18 protein-coding genes are annotated in these 18,296 nt (G+C 70.6%); 8 read left to right on the forward strand and 10 right to left on the reverse strand.

The window, feature by feature from the left end:
- Positions 1-74: 74 nt before the first annotated feature.
- Entirely contained in the window at positions 75-1,601 is a 1,527-nt protein-coding gene (locus tag COA17_RS15740) for an acyl-CoA carboxylase subunit beta (protein ID WP_096613747.1), read from the reverse strand.
- Positions 1,602-1,711: 110 nt separating this feature from the next.
- On the opposite strand from COA17_RS15740, the gene COA17_RS15745 reads away from it, so the two are divergent.
- On the forward strand, positions 1,712-3,067 hold the full coding sequence (locus tag COA17_RS15745) for a helix-turn-helix domain-containing protein (RefSeq protein WP_096613749.1): 1,356 nt from the start codon (positions 1,712-1,714) through the stop codon (positions 3,065-3,067).
- A gap of 7 nt (positions 3,068-3,074) precedes the next feature.
- On the opposite strand, the gene COA17_RS15750 is transcribed toward COA17_RS15745, so the two are convergent.
- Complete coding sequence (locus COA17_RS15750; protein ID WP_096613814.1) at positions 3,075-5,819, reverse strand: [protein-PII] uridylyltransferase; 2,745 nt, start codon at positions 5,817-5,819, stop codon at positions 3,075-3,077.
- 212 nt (positions 5,820-6,031) lie between these two features.
- Between COA17_RS15750 and COA17_RS15755 the strand changes: the two genes are divergently transcribed.
- On the forward strand, positions 6,032-7,159 hold the full coding sequence (locus COA17_RS15755) for an aspartyl/asparaginyl beta-hydroxylase domain-containing protein (protein ID WP_096613751.1): 1,128 nt from the start codon (positions 6,032-6,034) through the stop codon (positions 7,157-7,159).
- A gap of 123 nt (positions 7,160-7,282) precedes the next feature.
- Here the strand turns inward: COA17_RS15755 and mutS are convergent, their stop codons facing one another.
- The gene (gene mutS, locus COA17_RS15760; protein ID WP_096613816.1) at positions 7,283-9,868 is read right to left on the reverse strand and encodes a DNA mismatch repair protein MutS; all 2,586 of its coding nucleotides are present in this window, start codon (positions 9,866-9,868) and stop codon (positions 7,283-7,285) included.
- Positions 9,869-10,000: 132 nt separating this feature from the next.
- Between mutS and COA17_RS15765 the strand changes: the two genes are divergently transcribed.
- Positions 10,001-10,498: a methylated-DNA--[protein]-cysteine S-methyltransferase gene (locus COA17_RS15765; RefSeq protein WP_096613753.1), complete on the forward strand. Its 498-nt coding sequence runs from the start codon at positions 10,001-10,003 to the stop codon at positions 10,496-10,498.
- Between the two features lie 37 nt (positions 10,499-10,535).
- Here COA17_RS15765 and COA17_RS15770 read toward each other — a convergent pair whose 3' ends face one another.
- The 6 genes from COA17_RS15770 to COA17_RS15795 all read right to left on the reverse strand — a co-directional run bounded on the left by COA17_RS15770 (position 10,536) and on the right by COA17_RS15795 (position 14,882).
- Positions 10,536-11,369, reverse strand: coding sequence for an EamA family transporter (locus COA17_RS15770; protein ID WP_096613755.1), 834 nt, complete (start codon positions 11,367-11,369; stop codon positions 10,536-10,538).
- Between the two features lie 33 nt (positions 11,370-11,402).
- Positions 11,403-12,980 carry a cisplatin damage response ATP-dependent DNA ligase gene (locus COA17_RS15775; protein WP_096613757.1) on the reverse strand — a complete coding sequence of 526 codons (1,578 nt, stop codon included), beginning with the start codon at positions 12,978-12,980 and terminating at the stop codon, positions 11,403-11,405.
- 208 nt (positions 12,981-13,188) lie between these two features.
- A complete protein-coding gene (locus COA17_RS15780; protein ID WP_066487204.1) occupies positions 13,189-13,374 on the reverse strand; it encodes a DUF1328 domain-containing protein in 186 nt (61 codons plus the stop codon).
- A gap of 30 nt (positions 13,375-13,404) precedes the next feature.
- Positions 13,405-13,914, reverse strand: coding sequence for a Dps family protein (locus COA17_RS15785; protein WP_096613759.1), 510 nt, complete (start codon positions 13,912-13,914; stop codon positions 13,405-13,407).
- 82 nt (positions 13,915-13,996) lie between these two features.
- Positions 13,997-14,551, reverse strand: coding sequence for a TMEM165/GDT1 family protein (locus tag COA17_RS15790; protein ID WP_245857866.1), 555 nt, complete (start codon positions 14,549-14,551; stop codon positions 13,997-13,999).
- 22 nt (positions 14,552-14,573) lie between these two features.
- Positions 14,574-14,882 carry a hypothetical protein gene (locus COA17_RS15795; protein ID WP_066487211.1) on the reverse strand — a complete coding sequence of 103 codons (309 nt, stop codon included), beginning with the start codon at positions 14,880-14,882 and terminating at the stop codon, positions 14,574-14,576.
- A gap of 161 nt (positions 14,883-15,043) precedes the next feature.
- Between COA17_RS15795 and rpmG the strand changes: the two genes are divergently transcribed.
- Positions 15,044-15,211, forward strand: a complete 168-nt coding sequence (gene rpmG / locus COA17_RS15800; RefSeq protein ID WP_028967260.1) for a 50S ribosomal protein L33 — start codon at positions 15,044-15,046, stop codon at positions 15,209-15,211.
- 106 nt (positions 15,212-15,317) lie between these two features.
- Here the strand turns inward: rpmG and COA17_RS15805 are convergent, their stop codons facing one another.
- Positions 15,318-15,680, reverse strand: coding sequence for a response regulator (locus tag COA17_RS15805; RefSeq protein ID WP_096613763.1), 363 nt, complete (start codon positions 15,678-15,680; stop codon positions 15,318-15,320).
- Between the two features lie 34 nt (positions 15,681-15,714).
- On the opposite strand from COA17_RS15805, the gene COA17_RS15810 reads away from it, so the two are divergent.
- From COA17_RS15810 to COA17_RS15825, 4 genes are read left to right on the forward strand one after another with little or no spacing between them, the layout of a single operon-like run.
- Positions 15,715-15,993: a DUF3572 domain-containing protein gene (locus tag COA17_RS15810; protein WP_066487213.1), complete on the forward strand. Its 279-nt coding sequence runs from the start codon at positions 15,715-15,717 to the stop codon at positions 15,991-15,993.
- Entirely contained in the window at positions 15,990-16,628 is a 639-nt protein-coding gene (locus tag COA17_RS15815) for an HAD family hydrolase (protein WP_066487214.1), read from the forward strand. The genes COA17_RS15810 and COA17_RS15815 overlap by 4 nt, the downstream gene beginning before the upstream one ends.
- Positions 16,629-16,659: 31 nt before the next feature.
- Positions 16,660-17,130 carry a RidA family protein gene (locus tag COA17_RS15820; protein ID WP_066487216.1) on the forward strand — a complete coding sequence of 157 codons (471 nt, stop codon included), beginning with the start codon at positions 16,660-16,662 and terminating at the stop codon, positions 17,128-17,130.
- 31 nt (positions 17,131-17,161) lie between these two features.
- Positions 17,162-18,292, forward strand: a complete 1,131-nt coding sequence (locus COA17_RS15825) for a GNAT family N-acetyltransferase (protein ID WP_096613765.1) — start codon at positions 17,162-17,164, stop codon at positions 18,290-18,292.
- Positions 18,293-18,296: the final 4 nt, after the last annotated feature.

Here is an 18,296-nt window from a genome sequence, read left to right on the forward strand (position 1 = left end):
TTGCCGCCACCCCAGCGAAGGCCGGGGCCTTCCGGTCGCCGCAGATGCCAGCCTGCGCTGGCATGACGATTTCGTCAGAGCGGAATGTTGTCATGCTTCTTCCACGGATTCTCCAGCGCCTTGTGCCTGAGCTTGCGCAGGCCTAGCGCGATGCGGCGGCGGGTGGAGTGCGGCTGGATCACCTCGTCGATGAAGCCCTTGCTTGCCGCGACGAACGGGTTGGCGAAGCGTGCCTCATACTCGCGGGTCTTTTCCGCGATGCCTTCCTCATTGAGCCCTCGGAAGATGATCTCCACCGCGCCCTTGGCGCCCATCACCGCGATCTCCGCGGTCGGCCAGGCGTAGTTGAGGTCGCCGCGCAGATGCTTCGACGCCATCACGTCATACGCCCCGCCATAGGCCTTGCGCGTGATGACGGTGATCTTGGGCACGGTCGCCTCGGCATAGGCGAACAGCAGTTTCGCGCCGTGCTTGATGATGCCGTTATGCTCCTGCGCGGTGCCGGGCAGGAAGCCGGGGACGTCGACGAAGGTGACGATCGGAATCTCGAACGCATCGCAGAAGCGCACGAAGCGTGCCGCTTTCTTCGACGAATTGATGTCCAGCACGCCCGCCAGCACCATCGGCTGGTTCGCGACGATCCCGACGGTCCGCCCCTCGACGCGGCCGAAGCCGGTGATGATGTTGGCGGCGTGCGCGGGCTGCACCTCGAAGAAATCACCCTCGTCCACCACCTTACGGATCAGCTCGTGCATGTCGTAGGGCTGGTTGGCGTTGGCGGGGATCAGCGTGTCGAGGCTGTCCTCGATCCGGTCCCACGGATCGTCCGTGGGGCGTTCCGGCACGCCCTCGCGGTTCGATGCGGGCAGGAAGTCGATGAAGTCGCGCGCCGCGAGCAGCGTCTCGATATCGTCGTCGAACGCGACGTCGGCGACGCTGGTCTTGGTGGTGTGGGTGATGGCGCCACCCAGCGCCTCCTGCGTCACCACCTCGTTCGTCACCGTCTTCACCACGTCGGGGCCGGTGACGAACATGTAGCTGGAATCCTTCACCATGAAGATGAAGTCGGTCATCGCCGGGGAATAGACCGCACCGCCCGCGCACGGCCCCATGATGAGGCTGAGCTGCGGCACCAGTCCGCTCGCCAGCACGTTGCGCTGGAACACCTCGGCATAGCCGCCCAGCGACGCCACGCCTTCCTGGATGCGCGCACCGCCCGAATCGTTGAGGCCGATCACCGGCGCGCCGACCTTCATCGCCATGTCCATGACCTTGCAGATCTTCTGCGCATGGCGTTCGGACAGCGACCCGCCGAAGACGGTGAAGTCCTGGCTGAACACGAACACCAGCCGGCCGTTGATCGTCCCCGATCCGGTGATCACGCCGTCACCGGGGATCACCTGTTCCTGCATCCCGAAATCGACGCAATTGTGCTCGACGAACATGTCGAGCTCCTCGAAGCTGCCCTCGTCCAGCAGCACGTCGAGCCGCTCGCGCGCGGTCAGCTTGCCCTTGGCATGCTGCGCGTCGATGCGCTTCTGCCCGCCGCCCAGACGCGCGGCGGCGCGCTTCTTTTCGAGTTCGGCGATCGTCGACGACATCCATCTCTCCCAAGACGTGGTGGCACCCCTCCTGCCGCGCGACCGCGGCCAGCGCAAATGCGAAGTTGCGAAGTTGCGAACGATCGTGTTGCAAACTAGACCGCCGGGACATGAGACAGCGCCTCTACGCCGGCCAAACGTTGCGCGACCTGCGCCGCGCGGCGCACCTGAACCAGCGCGCGATGGCGGCGCGGCTGGGGGTGTCGGTCAGCTACCTTTCGCAGCTGGAAAGCGACACGCGCCCGCTGACCGCCGCGGTCACCGCCGCGTTGGCGCAGCACTTCCCCGCCGCGCTGGCGGGGATCGAGGGCGAGGCGCCCGCGCGCCGGCTCGCGGCACTGGGCCATGCGCTCGCCGACCCGGCGGTCGCGCCGCTGCCGCCCGAGGCGGTCGCGCAGCTCGCCAGCGAGCAGCCCGACCTCGCCGACCGCCTGATCGCGCTGCACGCCGCCAAGCGCGCCGCGGAGGAGCGCGTTGCGCTGGCGGAGGAAGCGATGACCGCGGGGGTCGGCGCGCGTCTGCCGTGGGAGGCGGTGCGCGACTGGTTCCACGAAGCCGGCAACTACGTCGACCCGCTCGACCGCGCGGGGGAGGCGCTGGCGGAACAGGACCGGCCCGCCGCGCTGCTGGCGGCGCGCGGCATCCGCATCGCCACCGACGCCGACGAGGACGCGCCGCTGGCGCAGTTCGCCGGCGCGACGCTGACGCTCAACGCCGCGCTTCCGGAGGAAAGCCGCCGCTTCCTGATCGCGCACCGGCTAGCCGCGCTGGCCTTCGCCGACACGATCGAGGCGATCGTCGCCGCCGCGCCGCTCGCCCAGCCGGAGGCGCGGCGGCTGCTGGCGATCGGGCTGGCCAATTACGCGGCCGGTGCGCTGGTCATGCCGTATCGCGCCTTCCGGGCGGAGGCGCGGCGGCTGCGCCACGACATCGACCGGCTGTCGCGGCGCTTCGCCGTCAGCTTCGAACAGGCGTGCCACCGGCTGTCGACACTGCAACGCCCCGGCGATGCGGGAATCCCCTTCTATTTCTGCCGCATCGACATGGCGGGGAACATCACCAAGCGCCATTCGGCGACGCGGCTCCAGTTCGCGCGCTTCGGCGGCGCCTGCCCGCTGTGGCACGTCCACGAAGCGGTCGCGATCCCCGACCGGATCCTGGTGCAGCACGCCGAGACGCCCGATGGCGTACGCTATATCTCGATGGCCAAGGGGCTGGTGAAGCCGTCCGGCCGCTTCGCACGCGCGCCGCGCCGCTATGCCGTGGCGCTGGGGTGCGAGGCGGTTCATGCCGCCGACTTCGTCTATGCCGACGCGGTCGACCGCGCCGGGCCGCCGACCCCGATCGGCATCAGCTGCCGCCTGTGCCCGCGCACCGACTGCGACCAGCGCGCCTTCCCCCCCACCGACCGCGCGATCGCGGTGGAGGGCGAGGTGCGCGGCGTGGTGCCGTACCGGGTGGTGTGAGCGGTCGTCACGCCGCCTCCTCGTACGGCACCCCCGCCGCCGCGGCGAGGAGGCGCTTTTCGAGCGTCTTGAGCCGGGCGCCGGGGGCCAGTTTGTCGCCGGTCAGGTCGGTCAGGTAGAAGGTGTCGACCGCGCGCTCGCCATAGGTGGCAACGTGCGCGCTGTGGATCGTCACCTTCGACACGAACAGCGCATAGGCCAGCTGGTTGAGCAGCGCCGGGCGATCGCGCGCCGCCACCTCCACCACGGTGAAGCGGTTCGACGCCTTGTTGTCGATCAGCACCGACGGTTCGATGCGGAAGGCGTCGGCGCGGGTGCGCGGCAGCGCCTTGGCCTTCAGCCGGTCGGTCATCTTGCCGCGCCCGGCCAGCGCATCCTCGATCGCCTTGGTCAGGCGGCCGAGCTGGTCCGCCTCGTCGAACGGGCGGCCGAGCGGATCCTGGACCAGGAAATTGTCGAGCGCCATGCCGTCGCGCGTCGTGTGGATGCGCGCGTCGATGATGTTGCCGCCCGCGACATGGATCGCGCCGGCGATGCGGCTGAACAGCCCGGGATGGTCGGCGGCATAGACGGTGACCAGCGTCGCGCCGCGATCGGGATAGACCTGCGCGTCGATCGACAGTAACGCATCGCCGGCCGCCGACACGAAGGCGGCGTTGTGCGCCAGCACGTCGGCGGGCTCGGCGATCCAGTACGCCTCCGGCATGCGGTGCGCGTAATCGGCGAGCGTCGCGGCATCCCAGCCCATCGCGTTGGCGACGCCCTGCTGCCGCGCCGCGATCCGTTCCGTGCGCCCCTTCTGCTTGTGCCCCAGCCGCAGCACTTCCTCCGACCGGTCGAACAGGTCGTCGAGCAGCTGCCCCTTCCACCCGTTCCACGTCCCCGGCCCGACCGCGCAGATATCCACCACGGTCAGCACCAGCAGCAGTCGCAGGCGCTCCGGACTTTGCACCACCTCGGCGAAGTCGAGGATCGTCTTGAAATCGGTCAGGTCGCGCTTGAACGCGGTGTGCGACATCAGCAGGTGGTGCCGGACCAGCCAGGCGACCGTCTCGGTCTCCGCCGCGGTCAGCCCGAAGCGCGGGCACACCCGTTCGGCCACCTCCGCGCCCAGGATCGAATGATCGCCGCCGCGCCCCTTGGCGATATCGTGCAGCAGCACCGCGACATACAGCACGCGGCGCGACACGATCTGCTCCATCATCGCGCTGGCCAGCACATGGTCGTTGCGCGATTCGCCCTTCTCCATCCGCGACAGGAGTCCGATCGCGCGGATCGTATGTTCGTCCACCGTGTAATGGTGGTACATGTCGAACTGCATCTGCGCGACGACGCGCGCGAAATCGGGCAGGAAGCGGCCCAGCACCCCGGTCTCGTTCATCCAGCGCAGCACCAGCTCGGGATCGTTGCGGCTGGTCAGCACGTCGAGGAACAGCGCGTTGGCGCGCGCGTCGCGGCGCACCGTCGCGGCCAGCCGCGCATCGCGGGTGGCGCAGCGCAGCGCCAGCGGGTGGATTTCCATGCGCCGTTCCGCCGCCAGCGCGAACACCTCCAGCAGGCGCACCGGATCGTCCTGGAAGAAGGTATCGTCGGGCAGCGCGATCCGCCCGCGATCGACGGTGAAGCCGTTCAGCTTCTGCGGCGCACGGCGCAGCCGCGGCAGGCCGTAGCGGCGGCGGGCGGCGAATTTCTCGTCCAGATGCGCCAGGAACAGCCCGGTCAGCGAGCCGACCGCCTTGGCCTGGATGAAGTAGAATTGCATGAACCGTTCGACCGCGGACTTGCCGGGGCGCGCGGCGTAGCGCATCCGCTCGGCGATCTCGCGCTGATAGTCGAAGGTCAGCCGGTCCTCCGCCCGCCCCGCGATCAGGTGCAGGTGGCAGCGCACCGCCCACAGGAAATTGTCCGCGCGGTGGAAGGCGCGATATTCGTCCGGGGTGAACAGCCCGACGTCGACCAGCTGCGCGGCGCGATTGACGTCGTAGACGTACTTGCCGATCCAGAACAGCGCATGGAGATCGCGCAGCGCGCCCTTCCCCTCCTTCACATTGGGTTCGACGACGTAGCGCGTGTCGCCCATGCGAAGGTGCCGGGCGTCGCGCTCGGCCAGCTTGTCGGCGATGAACTGGCGCTCGGTACCGTGGCGCACGTCGTCGCGGAAACGGCGCGCGGCATCGGCGTACAGCGCCTCGTCCCCCCAGACGAACCGCCCCTCCAGCAACGCGGTGCGCACCGTCACGTCGCCGCGCGCCTCGCGCACCATATCGTCGAGCGAGCGGCTGGAATGGCCGATCTTCAGCCCCAGATCCCACAGGGTGTAGAGCATCGATTCGATCGCCTGCTCGGCCCAGGGGGTCTGTTTCCACGGCGTGACGAATCCGATGTCGACATCGGAAAAGGGCGCCATCTCGCCCCGGCCATAGCCGCCGACCGCGATCAGCAGCAGCCGCTCGGCGGCGGTCGGGTTGCTGCGCGGATAGAGCCGCTGCGTCGTGAAATCGGCCAGCGCGACCAGCAGCTTGTCGACCAGATAGGCCTGGGCGTTGGCCGCCTCAATCCCGCGCGTCGGGTGCGTTTCCAGCCGCCGCGCGATCTCCGCGCGCCCGTCGTCCAATGCGGCGCGCAGGATCACGCCCGCCGCGCGGCGCGCCGCCGCCTTGTCATGCGGGTCGATCGCGGCGAGCCGCTCGGCCAGGACACGCCCGTCGACGATCGACCGGCGATGGGAAAGATGATCGAAACGCCCGCTCATCGTGCCGCCATAAGCGATCGGGCGCGCGGCGTCGAACCCCGCCAATGTTGCGAATGTTGAGACGATCGCACCCTTTCTCCACCAACCGCCGCCGCCCCGGCGCCGCCCGTCGCGCGGCATAATGGCCGGCGGGGATGTAGGACAGCGCCGGGCCGCCGCCATTGCAGGACGACGATCTCGCGCGGCCCGCGTCCTTCCGCTAGGCTGGCGCCATGGCGACACGAGAGCGACAGGCGCAGCGCGCGCAGGCGGGATGGGCGGCGTGGCAGCGCGGCGAGGCGCTGGTGGCGCGCGACGCCTTCGAGGAGGTGGCCGCCGCCGGGGTGGCGACGCCGCAATTGTGGCTACTGCTGGCGCAGGCGCGCGCGGTGACGGGGGCGGAGCGCGCGGCGGTGGCGGGCGCGCTGGACCAGGTGCTGGCGGTCGAACCGTTCAACCTCCACGCGCTGGTGCTGCGCGGCGACCATGCCGAGGACGATCGCGCCGCCTGTTCCTTCTACGGGCTGGCGCTGTCGCGCGCCAGCGAGGCGGAGCGCCGCCAGCCGATGCTGGTGGAGGCGCAGGCGCGACTGGCGGCGGCGTCGGCGCGCTTTTCCGACCATCTGCGCGCGCAGGTGGCGCAAACGGATGCCGGGCCGCGCTTTGCCGAGGCGGTGGCGCTGGTGACCGGCGAGAAGCAATTGTACCTGCAACAGCCGACCAGCTTCTTCTTCCCCGGCCTGCCGCATCGGCAGTTCTTCGACGCGGGCGAGTTCGACTGGGCGCCCGCGTTGACCGCGGCCGCGCCGGCGATCCGGGCGGAGCTGGACGCGCTGATCGCCAGCGGGACGGGCGCGCAACCCTATGTGCAAAGCGATGCACGGCGCGCGAACCGCGGCCACGCCTTGCTCGACGATGCCCGGTGGAGCGCGTTCCATCTGATCGAGAATGGCGCGCCGCATCCGCTCAACGCCACGCGCTGCCCCGCCACGCTGGCGGCGCTGACGCAGGCGCCGTTGCCGAACATCCCCGGCCGGTCGCCGATGGCGCTGTTCTCGGTCCTTCAACCGCACACCCACATCCCGCCGCACAACGGGATGCTCAACACCCGGCTGATCGTCCATCTGCCGCTGATCGTCCCCGACGGCTGCCGCCTGCGCGTGGGGAATGACGAACGCGCGGTGCGCGCAGGCGAGTTGATGATCTTCGACGATTCGATCGAGCATGAGGCGTGGAACGACAGCGACGACGGGCGCGTCGTCCTGCTGTTCGAGGTGTGGCGTCCGGAGCTGAGCGCGGCGGAGCGCGATGCGCTGACCACGCTGTTCGGGGCGATCGGGGTGTATCAGGGCGGGCAGTAGGCGCGGGGCGGATCACCCTTACCCTTCCCATCCGGCTGCGCCGGGCGGGCCCCTTCCCTCTCCCGGCGGGAGAGGGAGGGAGGCGCGCAGCGCCGGAAGGGTGAGGGCGAGGCGATACCGCCCCTACCCCTCCCCGCCCGTCTCCCGCGCGAGCGCCTTCAGCCGGTACAGCGTGTCGAGCGCCTCGCGCGGGGTCAGCGCGTCGACGTCGATCGCCTCCACCTCGGCGCGGATCGCGTCGCATGCTTCCTCCTCGGCCTGCACGGCGGCGGCGAACAGCGGCAGGTCGTCCAGCCCGGCGGCCAGCCCGCCGGTCTTGGCGCGGCCCGCCTCCAGCTTGGCCAGCACCGCCTTGGCGCGCTGCACCGTGGCGGGCGGCATCCCCGCCAGCCGCGCGACCGCGAGGCCATAGCTGCGATCGGCGGGGCCGTCCGCCAGTTCGTGGAGCAGCACCAGCTCGCCCTTCCACTCACGCGCGCGGACGTGGTGGAGGCTGAGCGCGTCGCAGCGTTCGGCCAGCCGCGTCAGTTCGTGGTAATGGGTCGCGAACAGGCAGCGGCAGCGATTGTCCTCGTGGATCGCCTCCACCACCGCCCAGGCGATGGCGAGGCCGTCGTAGGTGGAGGTGCCGCGGCCGACCTCGTCGAGGATCACGAAGCTGTCGGGAGTCGCCTGTGCCAGGATCGCGGCGGTCTCGACCATCTCGACCATGAAGGTGGAGCGGCCGCGCGCCAGATTGTCCGACGCGCCGACGCGGCTGAACAGCCGGTCGACCAGCCCCAGCCGCGCGGCGACAGCGGGGACGTAGCTGCCCGCCTGCGCCAGCACCGCGATCAGCGCATTCTGCCGCAGGAAGGTCGACTTGCCGCCCATGTTCGGCCCCGTCACCAGCCACAGGCGCGACCGGTCGCCCAGCACGCAATCGTTGGCGACGAAGCGGTCGCCGGATCGCGCCAGCGCCGCCTCCACCACCGGATGGCGGCCCTCGCGCACCTCGAAGCACGGCGTGTCGGCGAAGGTCGGGCGCGCCCACGCCCCCTCCACCGCGCGTTCCGCCAGCGCGGCGGCGACGTCGATCCGCGCCAGCGCGTCGGCAGTGGCGGCGATCGCGTCGCGCGAGGCGAGCGCGGTAGCGACCAGCTCCTCCAGATGCGCCGCCTCCGCCGCCAGCGCATGGGCGCCCGCCTGCGTCACGCTGGTGGCGACATCGTGCAGTTCGGGCGCGTTGAAGCGGACCACCCCGGCCAGCGTCTGGCGGTGGGTGAAGCCCGAATCGGCGCGCATCAGCGGATCGGCGGCCCTGGCGGGCACCTCGATATGGTAGCCGAGCACGCCGTTGTGGCGGATCTTGAGCGTGGCGATGCCGGTGCGGTCGCGGAACGTCGCCTCCAGCGCGGCGATCGCGCGGCGCCCGCCGCTGCCGGTTTCGCGCAGGGCATCGAGCGCGGCGTCATAGCCCGCCGCGATATAGCCGCCGTCCGACGCCTCGATCGGCGGGGCGGGCACCAGCGCCCGCTTGAGCAGATCGATCAACGCGCCGTGCCCGCGCAGCCGCGGCACCAGATCGGCGAGCAGCGCGGGCGGCGTGTCGATCGCGCCCAGCCGGTCGCCGAGCGCCCAGGCCCCGTCCAGCCCGTCGCGCAGCTGCGCCAGATCGCGCGGGCCCCCGCGCCCCGCCGCCAGCCGCCCCAGCGCGCGGCCGATATCGGGCAGCGCGCGCAAGGCGGCGCGCACGCGGTCGCGCACGGCCGCATCGTCGTGGAACAGCGCGACCAGCGCCAGCCGCGCCTCGATCGCAGGTCGCGCCATCAGCGGCGCGCCGATGTCCGCCGCCAGCAATCGCGCGCCCGCGCCGGTGACGGTACGGTCGACCGCGTCGAGCAGGCTGCCCTTGCGCGCGCCCCCTTGCGTCGCGGTCAGCTCCAGGCTCTCGCGCGTGGCCGCGTCGATCGCCATCGCCTCGCGCGCGGCGAGCAGCACCGGCGGGCGCAGGAACGGCAATTGCCCCTTGGCGGTGTGATCGAGGTAAGCGACCAGCCCGCCCGCCGCCGCCAGCGCGGCGCGCCCGAACGTGCCGAACCCGTCGAGCGTCGCGACCCCGAACAATCGCTTCAGCCGCGCCTCACCCGCGGCGCTGTCGAAATCGGCGCGCGGGCGCCACACGGTCGCGGGCGCATCGCTGCCGTCGGCGGCGACCACCTCTGCCGCGGCCAGCCGGGCCAGTTCCGCACCCAGCCCGGCGGGGTCGCAGGCGATCACCTCGAACCGGCCCGTGGATACGTCGGCGGCGGCCAGTGCGATCTCGCCGCCCGCCTCACCCACCGCGACGCACCAGTTGGCGGCGCGCGCGTCGAGCAGCGCCTCCTCCGTCAGCGTGCCGGCGGTGACGACGCGGACGATCGCACGGTTGACCAGCGCCTTCGACCCGCGCGCCTTGCGCGCCGCCTCGGGCGTTTCGGTCTGTTCGGCGATCGCGACGCGGTGCCCGGCCTTGATGAGGCGTTGCAGATAGGCGGTCGCGGCATGGACGGGGACGCCGCACATCGGCACCTTTTCCCCGGCATGTTCGCCGCGCGCGGTCAGCGCGATGTCCAGCACCTGCGCGGCGATGCGCGCGTCGTCGAAGAACAGTTCGAAGAAATCGCCCATGCGGTAGAACAGCAGGCAATCCTGCGCCTCCGCCTTCAGCGCGTGATATTGCGCCATCATCGGGGTGGGGGTGTCGGCCATCGCGGCGGGATAGAGCGGATGGGGTGCCGGTGCAAAGCGAGTGTTCGGGCCGATGGTTCGGGCGCAAGCGGCGGGACGCGCGGCGCGGCGCGATCCGCTATCGCAGGCGGCATGACGCTTCATTCCGCCCCGTTCGATTCGCCGGTCGGCACGCTGACGCTGGTCGCCGACGATGCCGGCCTCACCGCGATCCTGTGGCCCGACGATGCACCCGGGCGGGTGCGGCTGGAGGACATGCGCGACGATCCCTCGAACCCGGTCCTGTCCGTCACCGCCACGCAGCTGGCCGAGTATTTCGCGGGCGCGCGCACCGCATTCGACCTGCCGCTGACACCGCGCGGCAGCGATTTCCAGCGCGCGGTGTGGCGCGCGCTGGACGCGATCCCGTTCGGCGAGACGCGCAGCTATGCCGATATCGCGCGCGCGATCGGGCGGCCGGGGGCGGCGCGCGCGGTGGGCGCGGCGAACGGGCGCAACCCGATCTCGATCGTCACCCCCTGCCACCGCGTCGTCGGCGCGTCGGGCGCGCTGACCGGCTTTGCCGGCGGGCTGGCGACGAAGGAATGGCTGCTGGCGTGGGAGCGCCGCGGGGCGGTTTCTCAGGGTTGATCCAGCAAGCTGGATCGGTGCGTCAGTGGACCGAACCTCAGCGCCTGAGGATCAGCGCGGCGCCGATCAGGATCGCCAGCACCGCGGCAACGCGCCGCGTGTCCACCCGCTCGCGCAGCGCGACGACACCGATCACCAGCGCGGTGACCATCCCCGTTTCGCGCAGCGCGGCGAGCGGCGCGGTCGGGCCGAGCGCGAAGGCCGACAGGGCAAGGCCATAAGTGACGATCGACAGCGCGCCGGCCGCCGCGCCGGGGCGCCATTGCGTGCGCAGCTGCCGGAAGATGCGCCCTCGCGACGCCGCGCCGAACATCGCCAGCACCACCGCCCCCATCACGACGAACAGCCAGACGATATAGCTGCCCGGCGTCGGCGCCGCGCGAACGCCCTGCGCATCGACCACCGTATAGCCCGCGATCGTCAGCCCGGTGAACAGCGACCAGCCGAGCGCCGCGCCGCCGATATGCCGCCCGACCGCCAGCATCAGCATCGCCGCGACGATCAGCGCGATGCCCGCCACCTGAGCGGGCGTGGCAGGTTCGCCGAGGATGCCGATCGTCACCAGCGCGGTCACCACCGGCGCGGTGCCGCGCAGCACCGGATAGGCGGCGGTCAGGTCCGCGACCTGATAGGCGCGGATCAGCGCATAGAGATACACCGCATGCCCCGCCGCGCTGGCCGCCAGCCAGCCCCAGGCACCGTGCGGCAGCGGGACCAGCGCCAGCGCGGGCAGCAGGATGATCGCCGCCGCGCCGTCGGTGAAGGCGCGCGCGGCCATCTTGTCGCGCCCGCCCTTCACGATCGCGTTGACGACGGCATGGATCGAGCCGGAAGCGATCATCATCGCGGCGGCGAGCGGATAGGCGGACATGTCCCGTCCGTAGCGCAGCCGGCAACCCGCGCGCTACGTCACCAGCGCGCGGAGGGCCGCCAGCGTATCGGCTTCCTCGGCCGGCTTGTCGGTACGGATGCGCGCAATGCGCGGGAAGCGCATCGCCACACCGGACTTGTGGCGTTTCGATTCGTGGATCGAATCGAACGCGATCTCCAGCACCAGCGTCTTCTCCACCTCGCGCACCGGGCCGAAGCGCGCCAGCGTGTGCCCGCGCACGAACCGGTCGAGCTGGCGCAGTTCCTCGTCGGTGATCCCCGAATAGGCCTTGCCCACCGGCAGCAGTTCCCCATCGGCGGTCCAGCAGCCGAACGTATAGTCGCTGTAATAGGACGAGCGCCGCCCGTTGCCGCGCTGCGCGTACATCATCACGCAATCGGCGGTCAGCGGATCGCGTTTCCATTTGTACCATAGCCCGGTGCGCCGCCCGGCGACATAGGGGCTGTCGCGGCGCTTGAGCATCACCCCCTCGATCGCGGCGTCGCGCGCGCCGGCACGGATGCCCTCCAGCGCGGTGAAGTCCGCCGCCTCGATCACCGTGCTGACGTCGAAGCGTTCGGGGTCGAGCCGCGTGGCGAACGATTCCAGCCGCGCGCGCCGGTCGGTCCACGGGAGCGCCCGCAGATCCTCGTCACCGTCGAACAAGATGTCGTAGAGGCGTACGAAGGCCGGCGCCTCCGCCAGCATCTTGGCCGACACCAGCTTTCGCCCCAGCCGCTGCTGGAGCGCGTTGAAGCTGCCCGCCTCGCCCGCCTGCGCCTGGCCGCGGACCATCAGCTCGCCATCGACCGCGCCATGGGTGGCGAAGGCGGCGGCGACGTCGGGGAAGGCACGCGTCACGTCGTCGCCGGTGCGGCTGTAGAGGCGCGTCTCGCCCGCGACATGCACCAGCTGGACGCGGATGCCGTCCCACTTCCACTCCGCGGCATAATCGGCGAGGTCGACGCGCAGCTCCTCCAGCGGATGGGCGAGCATGAACGGCCGGAATACCGGCACGTCGGCGGCGGTCGGCTGCTCCCCCGTCCCCTCCGCCCAGGCGAACAGCGCCGGATAGGGCGGGTCGATGCCGTGCCACACCTCCTCCACCGCATCGACGTCGAGGCCGAAGGCGTCGGCCAGCGCCTGTTTCGCCAGCCGCGCCGACACGCCGACGCGCAAGCCCCCGGTCGCCATCTTGATGAGCGCAAAGCGTTCGTCGGCATCCATCCGGTCGAGCATCTCCGCCAGCGCGGCGGGCGCGTCGGAGCGCGACAGGCGGGTGAGCCGCTCGACCACCGCGGCGACGCCCAGCGGTTCGGTGTCGGCGGGCGGCCCCGCCGGTTCGGGCCACAGAAGCGCGACCGTCTCGGCAGTGTCGCCGACATAGTCGCGGCTCATGCGGAACAGCACCGGATCGACCCGCGCCTCGATCAGCGCGCGGACCACCGCGGGCTTCACCCCAGGTATGTCGATCTCCCCGGTCAGCGCTGCCAGCGCCCAGCCGCGATCGGGATCGGGGGTGGCGCGCAGATAGTCGCCGATCAACTTGAGTTTCGCATTGCGCGAGCGGGTGTAGATCAGGGCATCGAGGAGCGCGGCGAAGGCGTGCATGTCATGCGCAACGCATCATCGACCGATCGCGCTCCCGCGGGGTGGTGACGTCCAGCGCGAAAGCCGTTCGTGCCGAGGAGAGGCTGAGCTGTGGAAGCCTCGTCTCGAGGAATTACGCCAACGGCCCTTCGAGACGCCGTTTCGACACGCTCCATGGCTCCTCGGGGCGAAGGGAAAGGGGGAGCCAAACACCTTGCCCCCTGCGCCCTCAATCGATCGCGTCCTTCACCGCCTTGCCCGCCATCAGCCCCAGCACGAGGAAGATGACGAACAGCGCGATCGCGATGAAGAACAGGATCTTGGCGATCCCGACGAATGCGCCGCCGATGCCGCCGAAGCCGAGCGCACCCAGCACCAGCCCGACGATGAGGAAGATGAAAGCCCATTTCAGCATGGCGACGCTCCGTCAGACAGGGGGTGGGGATCAGCCCTTGCGACTGGCCTCGAACAGGAACCAGGCGCGCTCCTCGGCCTGGTCGGTCCATTCGTCGACGATGCCGCTGGTGGCATTGTCCTTGGCTTCCTCGGCGGCGTCCTTCACCTCGCGGAAGCGTTCGACCAGCTTGAGGTTGTCGTCGCGCAGTTCCGCCAGCATATCGGCCGGGCCGACGAATTCGCGGTCGTTGTCGACAATCGACTGGCGGCGCGAAATGTCGCCGATCGAGCGCAGCGTGGTGTTGCCGGTCTTGCGCACGCGCTCCGCAATGGCATCCGTCACCGCCAGGATCTGCGCCGCCTGATCGTCCATCAGCAGGTGATAGTCACGGAAATGCGGGCCGGACACGTGCCAGTGGAAATTCTTGGTCTTCAGGTACAGCGCGTAGCAATCCGCCAGGGCGGCGTTCAGCGCGTCGGCGACGGTGCGCGTGTCGTTGCGCGCCAGATCGGTCGGGGTCTTCAGGGCGGGGTTGGTCTCTGCCACGATCGGCTCCATGCAGCGTGAATTGGTATCGCTGCTGTAACGACGCGCGCGGCGAATGGCTCCGGCAAGAATCTCGTTCAGGGTAAGCGGGCGCTTATATAAGCGACACCGCCGTCAGGCCGGTGATCACGCCCGCGACGGTCAGCACCGCCGCGCTGCCCAGCCGGATCGCGCGGTGCGGCAGCCGCTGCCACGCCGCCTCGCCCATCGCCGCCGCCGTGGCGACCACCGCGAGCGCGCCGATCGTCGCGCCGACCGCCGCCGCCCAGGGCAACACGCTGCGCGCGCCCAGCGCGGCGGCGACGAACTGCATCCGGTCGCCCAGCACCATCACGAACAGCCCCAGCAGAGCGGTGGCGAGGCGGCCGATCCGCCAGCCCGCCAGATCGTCGGGCCGGCGATGCCGCCACCCGGTCCCCAGCCCGGCGAGCAGCAGCGCGAGGGCCAGCAGCAGCAGCCGCGCCTCCGGCGTCAGCAGCGGCGCAACCGCCAGCCCGGCGGCGACCCCGATCGCGTAATTGGCGGCGAGCGCGACGGCGGCGGCCGCGACGACCAGCGCGGGCATGCGCCAGCGATCGGCCAGGATCGCGGCGAGCCACGGGGTCCGGTCACCGGCCTGGGTGATCGCCCCCAGCACCAGCGCCGCCATCAGCGCATCCATGCCGCGCGGATCAGTGCGCGAAGCGGACCGTGCAGGCGGCGGCGAAGGCGCGCGAGGCGGCCTCGTCCTGCCGGTCGCTGGCCACCGCCTCGGCCAGCAGCGCCAGCCAGTGGTGGACCAGCGCGCCGCGTTCCCCGCGCGCCAGCGCCGATTCGAGCAGATGCGCCACGGTGACCGCCGGCAGCATATGGTGGCGGTGCGCGATCGCGCGGATGCGATCGACGTCGCCCGCGATTCGCGCCGGCCCGCCGCGCCATTCGATCGCCGCGATCCGGTGCGACAGTTCGGCCTTCACATCCGTGATATCAGTGGCTTGCATCGGTCCTGCTCCTTGATGCACAGCGTCGCACAGACCGGTTACGGCGGGCTTAATCGCGGGGCGGCGCTTGACTTGCGCGCGCAGTTGCGCCAATCGCCCGCGTCTGTCGCGGCGGAGGTGCCTTCGCCGCTATTTTTCGTTCATTCGCTTAGGAATTGGTCATGGCCAAGCCGACCACCGTCAAGATCAAGCTCGTCAGCACCGCGGACACCGGCTTCTTCTACGTCACCAAGAAGAATCCGCGCACCAAGACCGAGAAGCTGAGCTTCAACAAGTACGACCCGGTCGTGCGCAAGCACGTCGAGTTCAAGGAAGCCAAGATCAAGTGACCGAACGAGTCGCGTAGGCAGCTCGTCGATCACCCGCCCGGGGAGCCGCAGGCGCGCCGCCAGCGGCTCTTTTCGTGCGTCTGCCGTCCCGCGCGCGTGCGTCCGGTCAGACCAGCTCGCTGACCGCCGCCATGAACCGCGCCAGCGTGATCGGTTTCGACACATAGGCATTGGCGCCGGCGGCGCGGATCTGCTCCTCGTCCTCGCGCCCGGCATAAGCGGTGACCGCCATGATCGGGATATGGCGCAGCGCCTCGTCCTGCTTCAGCTCCAGGATCAGTTCATAGCCGGTGACGTGCGGCATCTGGATGTCCATGACGATCAGCTCGGGCGTCACCTCGCGCGCGCGCTCCACCGCCTCGCGCCCGTCGCGCACCGGCTCGACCGCGAAGCCGTGCGCGCGCAGCAGGTCGCAGAACAGCTTCAGGTTCAGTTCGTTGTCCTCGACAACGAGCACGGTTTTTGCCACGCGGGATCGGTCTCCTCCGGCGCGACGATAGAGAATGGTTTCGACCGACACAAATCCGAACGACGCTTCGACACTGGCATTGGGGGCGCTCGGCTGGACGCTGGGCGACGACGATCGCGCCGCGCGGCTGGTGTCGCTGACCGGGCTGACCCCGGGCGACCTGCGCGCGCGGCTGGGCGAGCCGGCGGTACTGGCGGCGGTGCTGGCGTTCCTGGAGGCGCATGAACCGGACCTCGTCGCCTGTGCCGAGGCGACCGGCACGACGCCCGCACGGCTGGTCGCGGCGCGCGCGGCGCTGGAGCGGGCGGCATGACGGATTCCCGTCCGCTGTTGATCTGCGACTGCGACGAGGTGCTGCTGCACATGCTGCGGCACTTTTCCGACTGGCTGGGCGAGGCGCATGACGTCGATTTCTCGATCGGCAGCTGGGAATTGGCAAAGAATATGAAGCGCCGCGGCGACGGCCCGCCGCTGACGCAGCAGGAGATGCTCGGCTTCCTGGGCGGATTCTTTCCCGAACAGATGGCGCGCCAGACGCTGGTGCCCCACGCGCGCGAATCGCTTGCCTGGCTGGCGGAGCGGGCGGACATCGTCATCCTCACCAACCTGCAGGACGATTGCCGCACCCATCGCATCGAGCAGTTGGCCGCGTTCGGGATCGAGCATCGCGTCGAATGCAACCAGGGCGGCAAGGGCGCGCCGGTGGCGCAGCTGGTCGCCGAGCACGGCGATCCGGTGACGGTGTTCGTCGACGATTTGCCGCACCATCACCAGTCGGTCGCCGAGCACGCCCCGGGCGTATGGCGGCTGCACATGGTGTCCGAACCCGAACTGGCGCCGGGCGTCCCCGCCGCGCCCGCCGCACACGCGCGGATCGACGACTGGCGGCAGGCGCGCGAATGGATCGCGGACCGCTTCGCCGAAGGGGCGGACGCGAGAGCGGCTTGACCGCGGGCACGCGTCGCCGCAAGCAGCGCGCATGACCGATCGCATCGACCGCACGCTCCAGGAACTGGGGCTGGAACTGCCGCAGGCCGCGGCCCCCGTCGCCGCCTATGTCCCCGTCGTCGAGGCGGGCGGGCTGCTCCACATTTCCGGCCAGCTGCCGTTCCGCGACGGTGCGGTCGTTACCGGGCGGCTGGGCGACGACGTGTCGCTGGAAGCCGGGCAGGATGCGGCGCAGCGCTGCGCGCTGATGCTGGTCGCGCAGATCAAGGCGCATATTGGCAACCTGGAGCGCGTCGTGCGCATCGTGAAGCTGGGCGTGTTCGTCAATTCGACCCCCGACTTCACCGACCAGCCCAAGGTGGCGAACGGCGCGTCGGAACTGATGGTCAAGCTGTTCGGCGACGCGGGCAAACATGCGCGCTCCGCGGTGGGCGTCGCGGTGCTGCCGCTGGGCGCGGCGGTGGAGGTCGACGCGATCGTCGAGGTCGCAGCCGCCCTGTGATCGCGGCGGGGCGCCTCCTACATCGGGTGCGATGACCCCGCTTACCGCGCGAATCGCCGACGGCGTCGCCGCCATTCCCGCGGACCAGTGGGATGCGTGCGCCGGCCGTGACAATCCGTTCGTCGGCCATGCCTTCCTGACCGCGCTGGAACGGTCGGGCAGCGTCGGCGGGCGCAGCGGGTGGCAACCGATCCCGATCGTGGTGGACGGCGCCGACGGCGCGCCGGCGGCGATCGCCCCCGCCTATGCCAAGACGCACAGCCAGGGCGAATATGTCTTCGACCACGGCTGGGCCGATGCGTGGGAGCGCGCGGGCGGGAGCTATTATCCCAAGCTGCAGGTCGCCGCGCCCTTCACCCCCGTGCCCGGCCCGCGGCTGCTGCTGCGCGATCCAGCGGCGGCGCCCGCGCTGATCGCCGCGATCGAGGCGGTGACCGACCGGCACCAGCTGTCGTCGGCGCACGCGACCTTCGTCGAGCCGGCGCAGCTGCCGGCGTTCGAGGCGGCCGGCTGGCTGATCCGCGAGGGGACGCAATTCCACTGGACCAATCACGGCTATGCCACGTTCGACGATTTCCTCGCCGCGCTGGCCAGCCGCAAGCGCAAAGCGATCCGCAAGGAACGCGCCGCCGCGGTGGAGGGGCTGACGATCCGGCACCTGACCGGCACCGATATCGGCGAGCGCGAATGGGATGCGTTCTGGACCTTCTACCAGGATACCGGCAGCCGCAAATGGGGACGCCCGTACCTGACGCGCGCGTTCTTCCCGATGCTGGGCGCGGCGCTGGGCGAGCGGGTGCTGCTGATCCTGGCGGAGCGCGACGGGGTGCCGATCGCCGGCGCGCTCAACCTGATCGGCGCGGACACGCTCTACGGCCGCTATTGGGGCTGTACCGAGGACGTGCCGTTCCTGCATTTCGAATTATGCTATTACCAGGCGATCGACGCCGCGATCGCGCGCGGGCTGGCCAGCGTCGAGGCGGGCGCGCAGGGCGAGCACAAGCTGGCGCGCGGCTATGCACCCGTGCCCACCTGGTCGGCGCATTACATCCCCGACCCGAATTTCCGCCGCGCGGTCGCCGATTTCGTCGCGCGCGAACGCGCCGCGGTGGAAAACGAACAGACGTTCCTGGAAGAGCTGACCCCGTTCCGGAAGGGGTAGCGCG

Source organism: Sphingomonas ginsenosidimutans, from assembly GCF_002374835.1.
In the GTDB taxonomy this organism is placed as follows: Bacteria; Pseudomonadota; Alphaproteobacteria; order Sphingomonadales; family Sphingomonadaceae; genus Sphingomonas; species Sphingomonas ginsenosidimutans.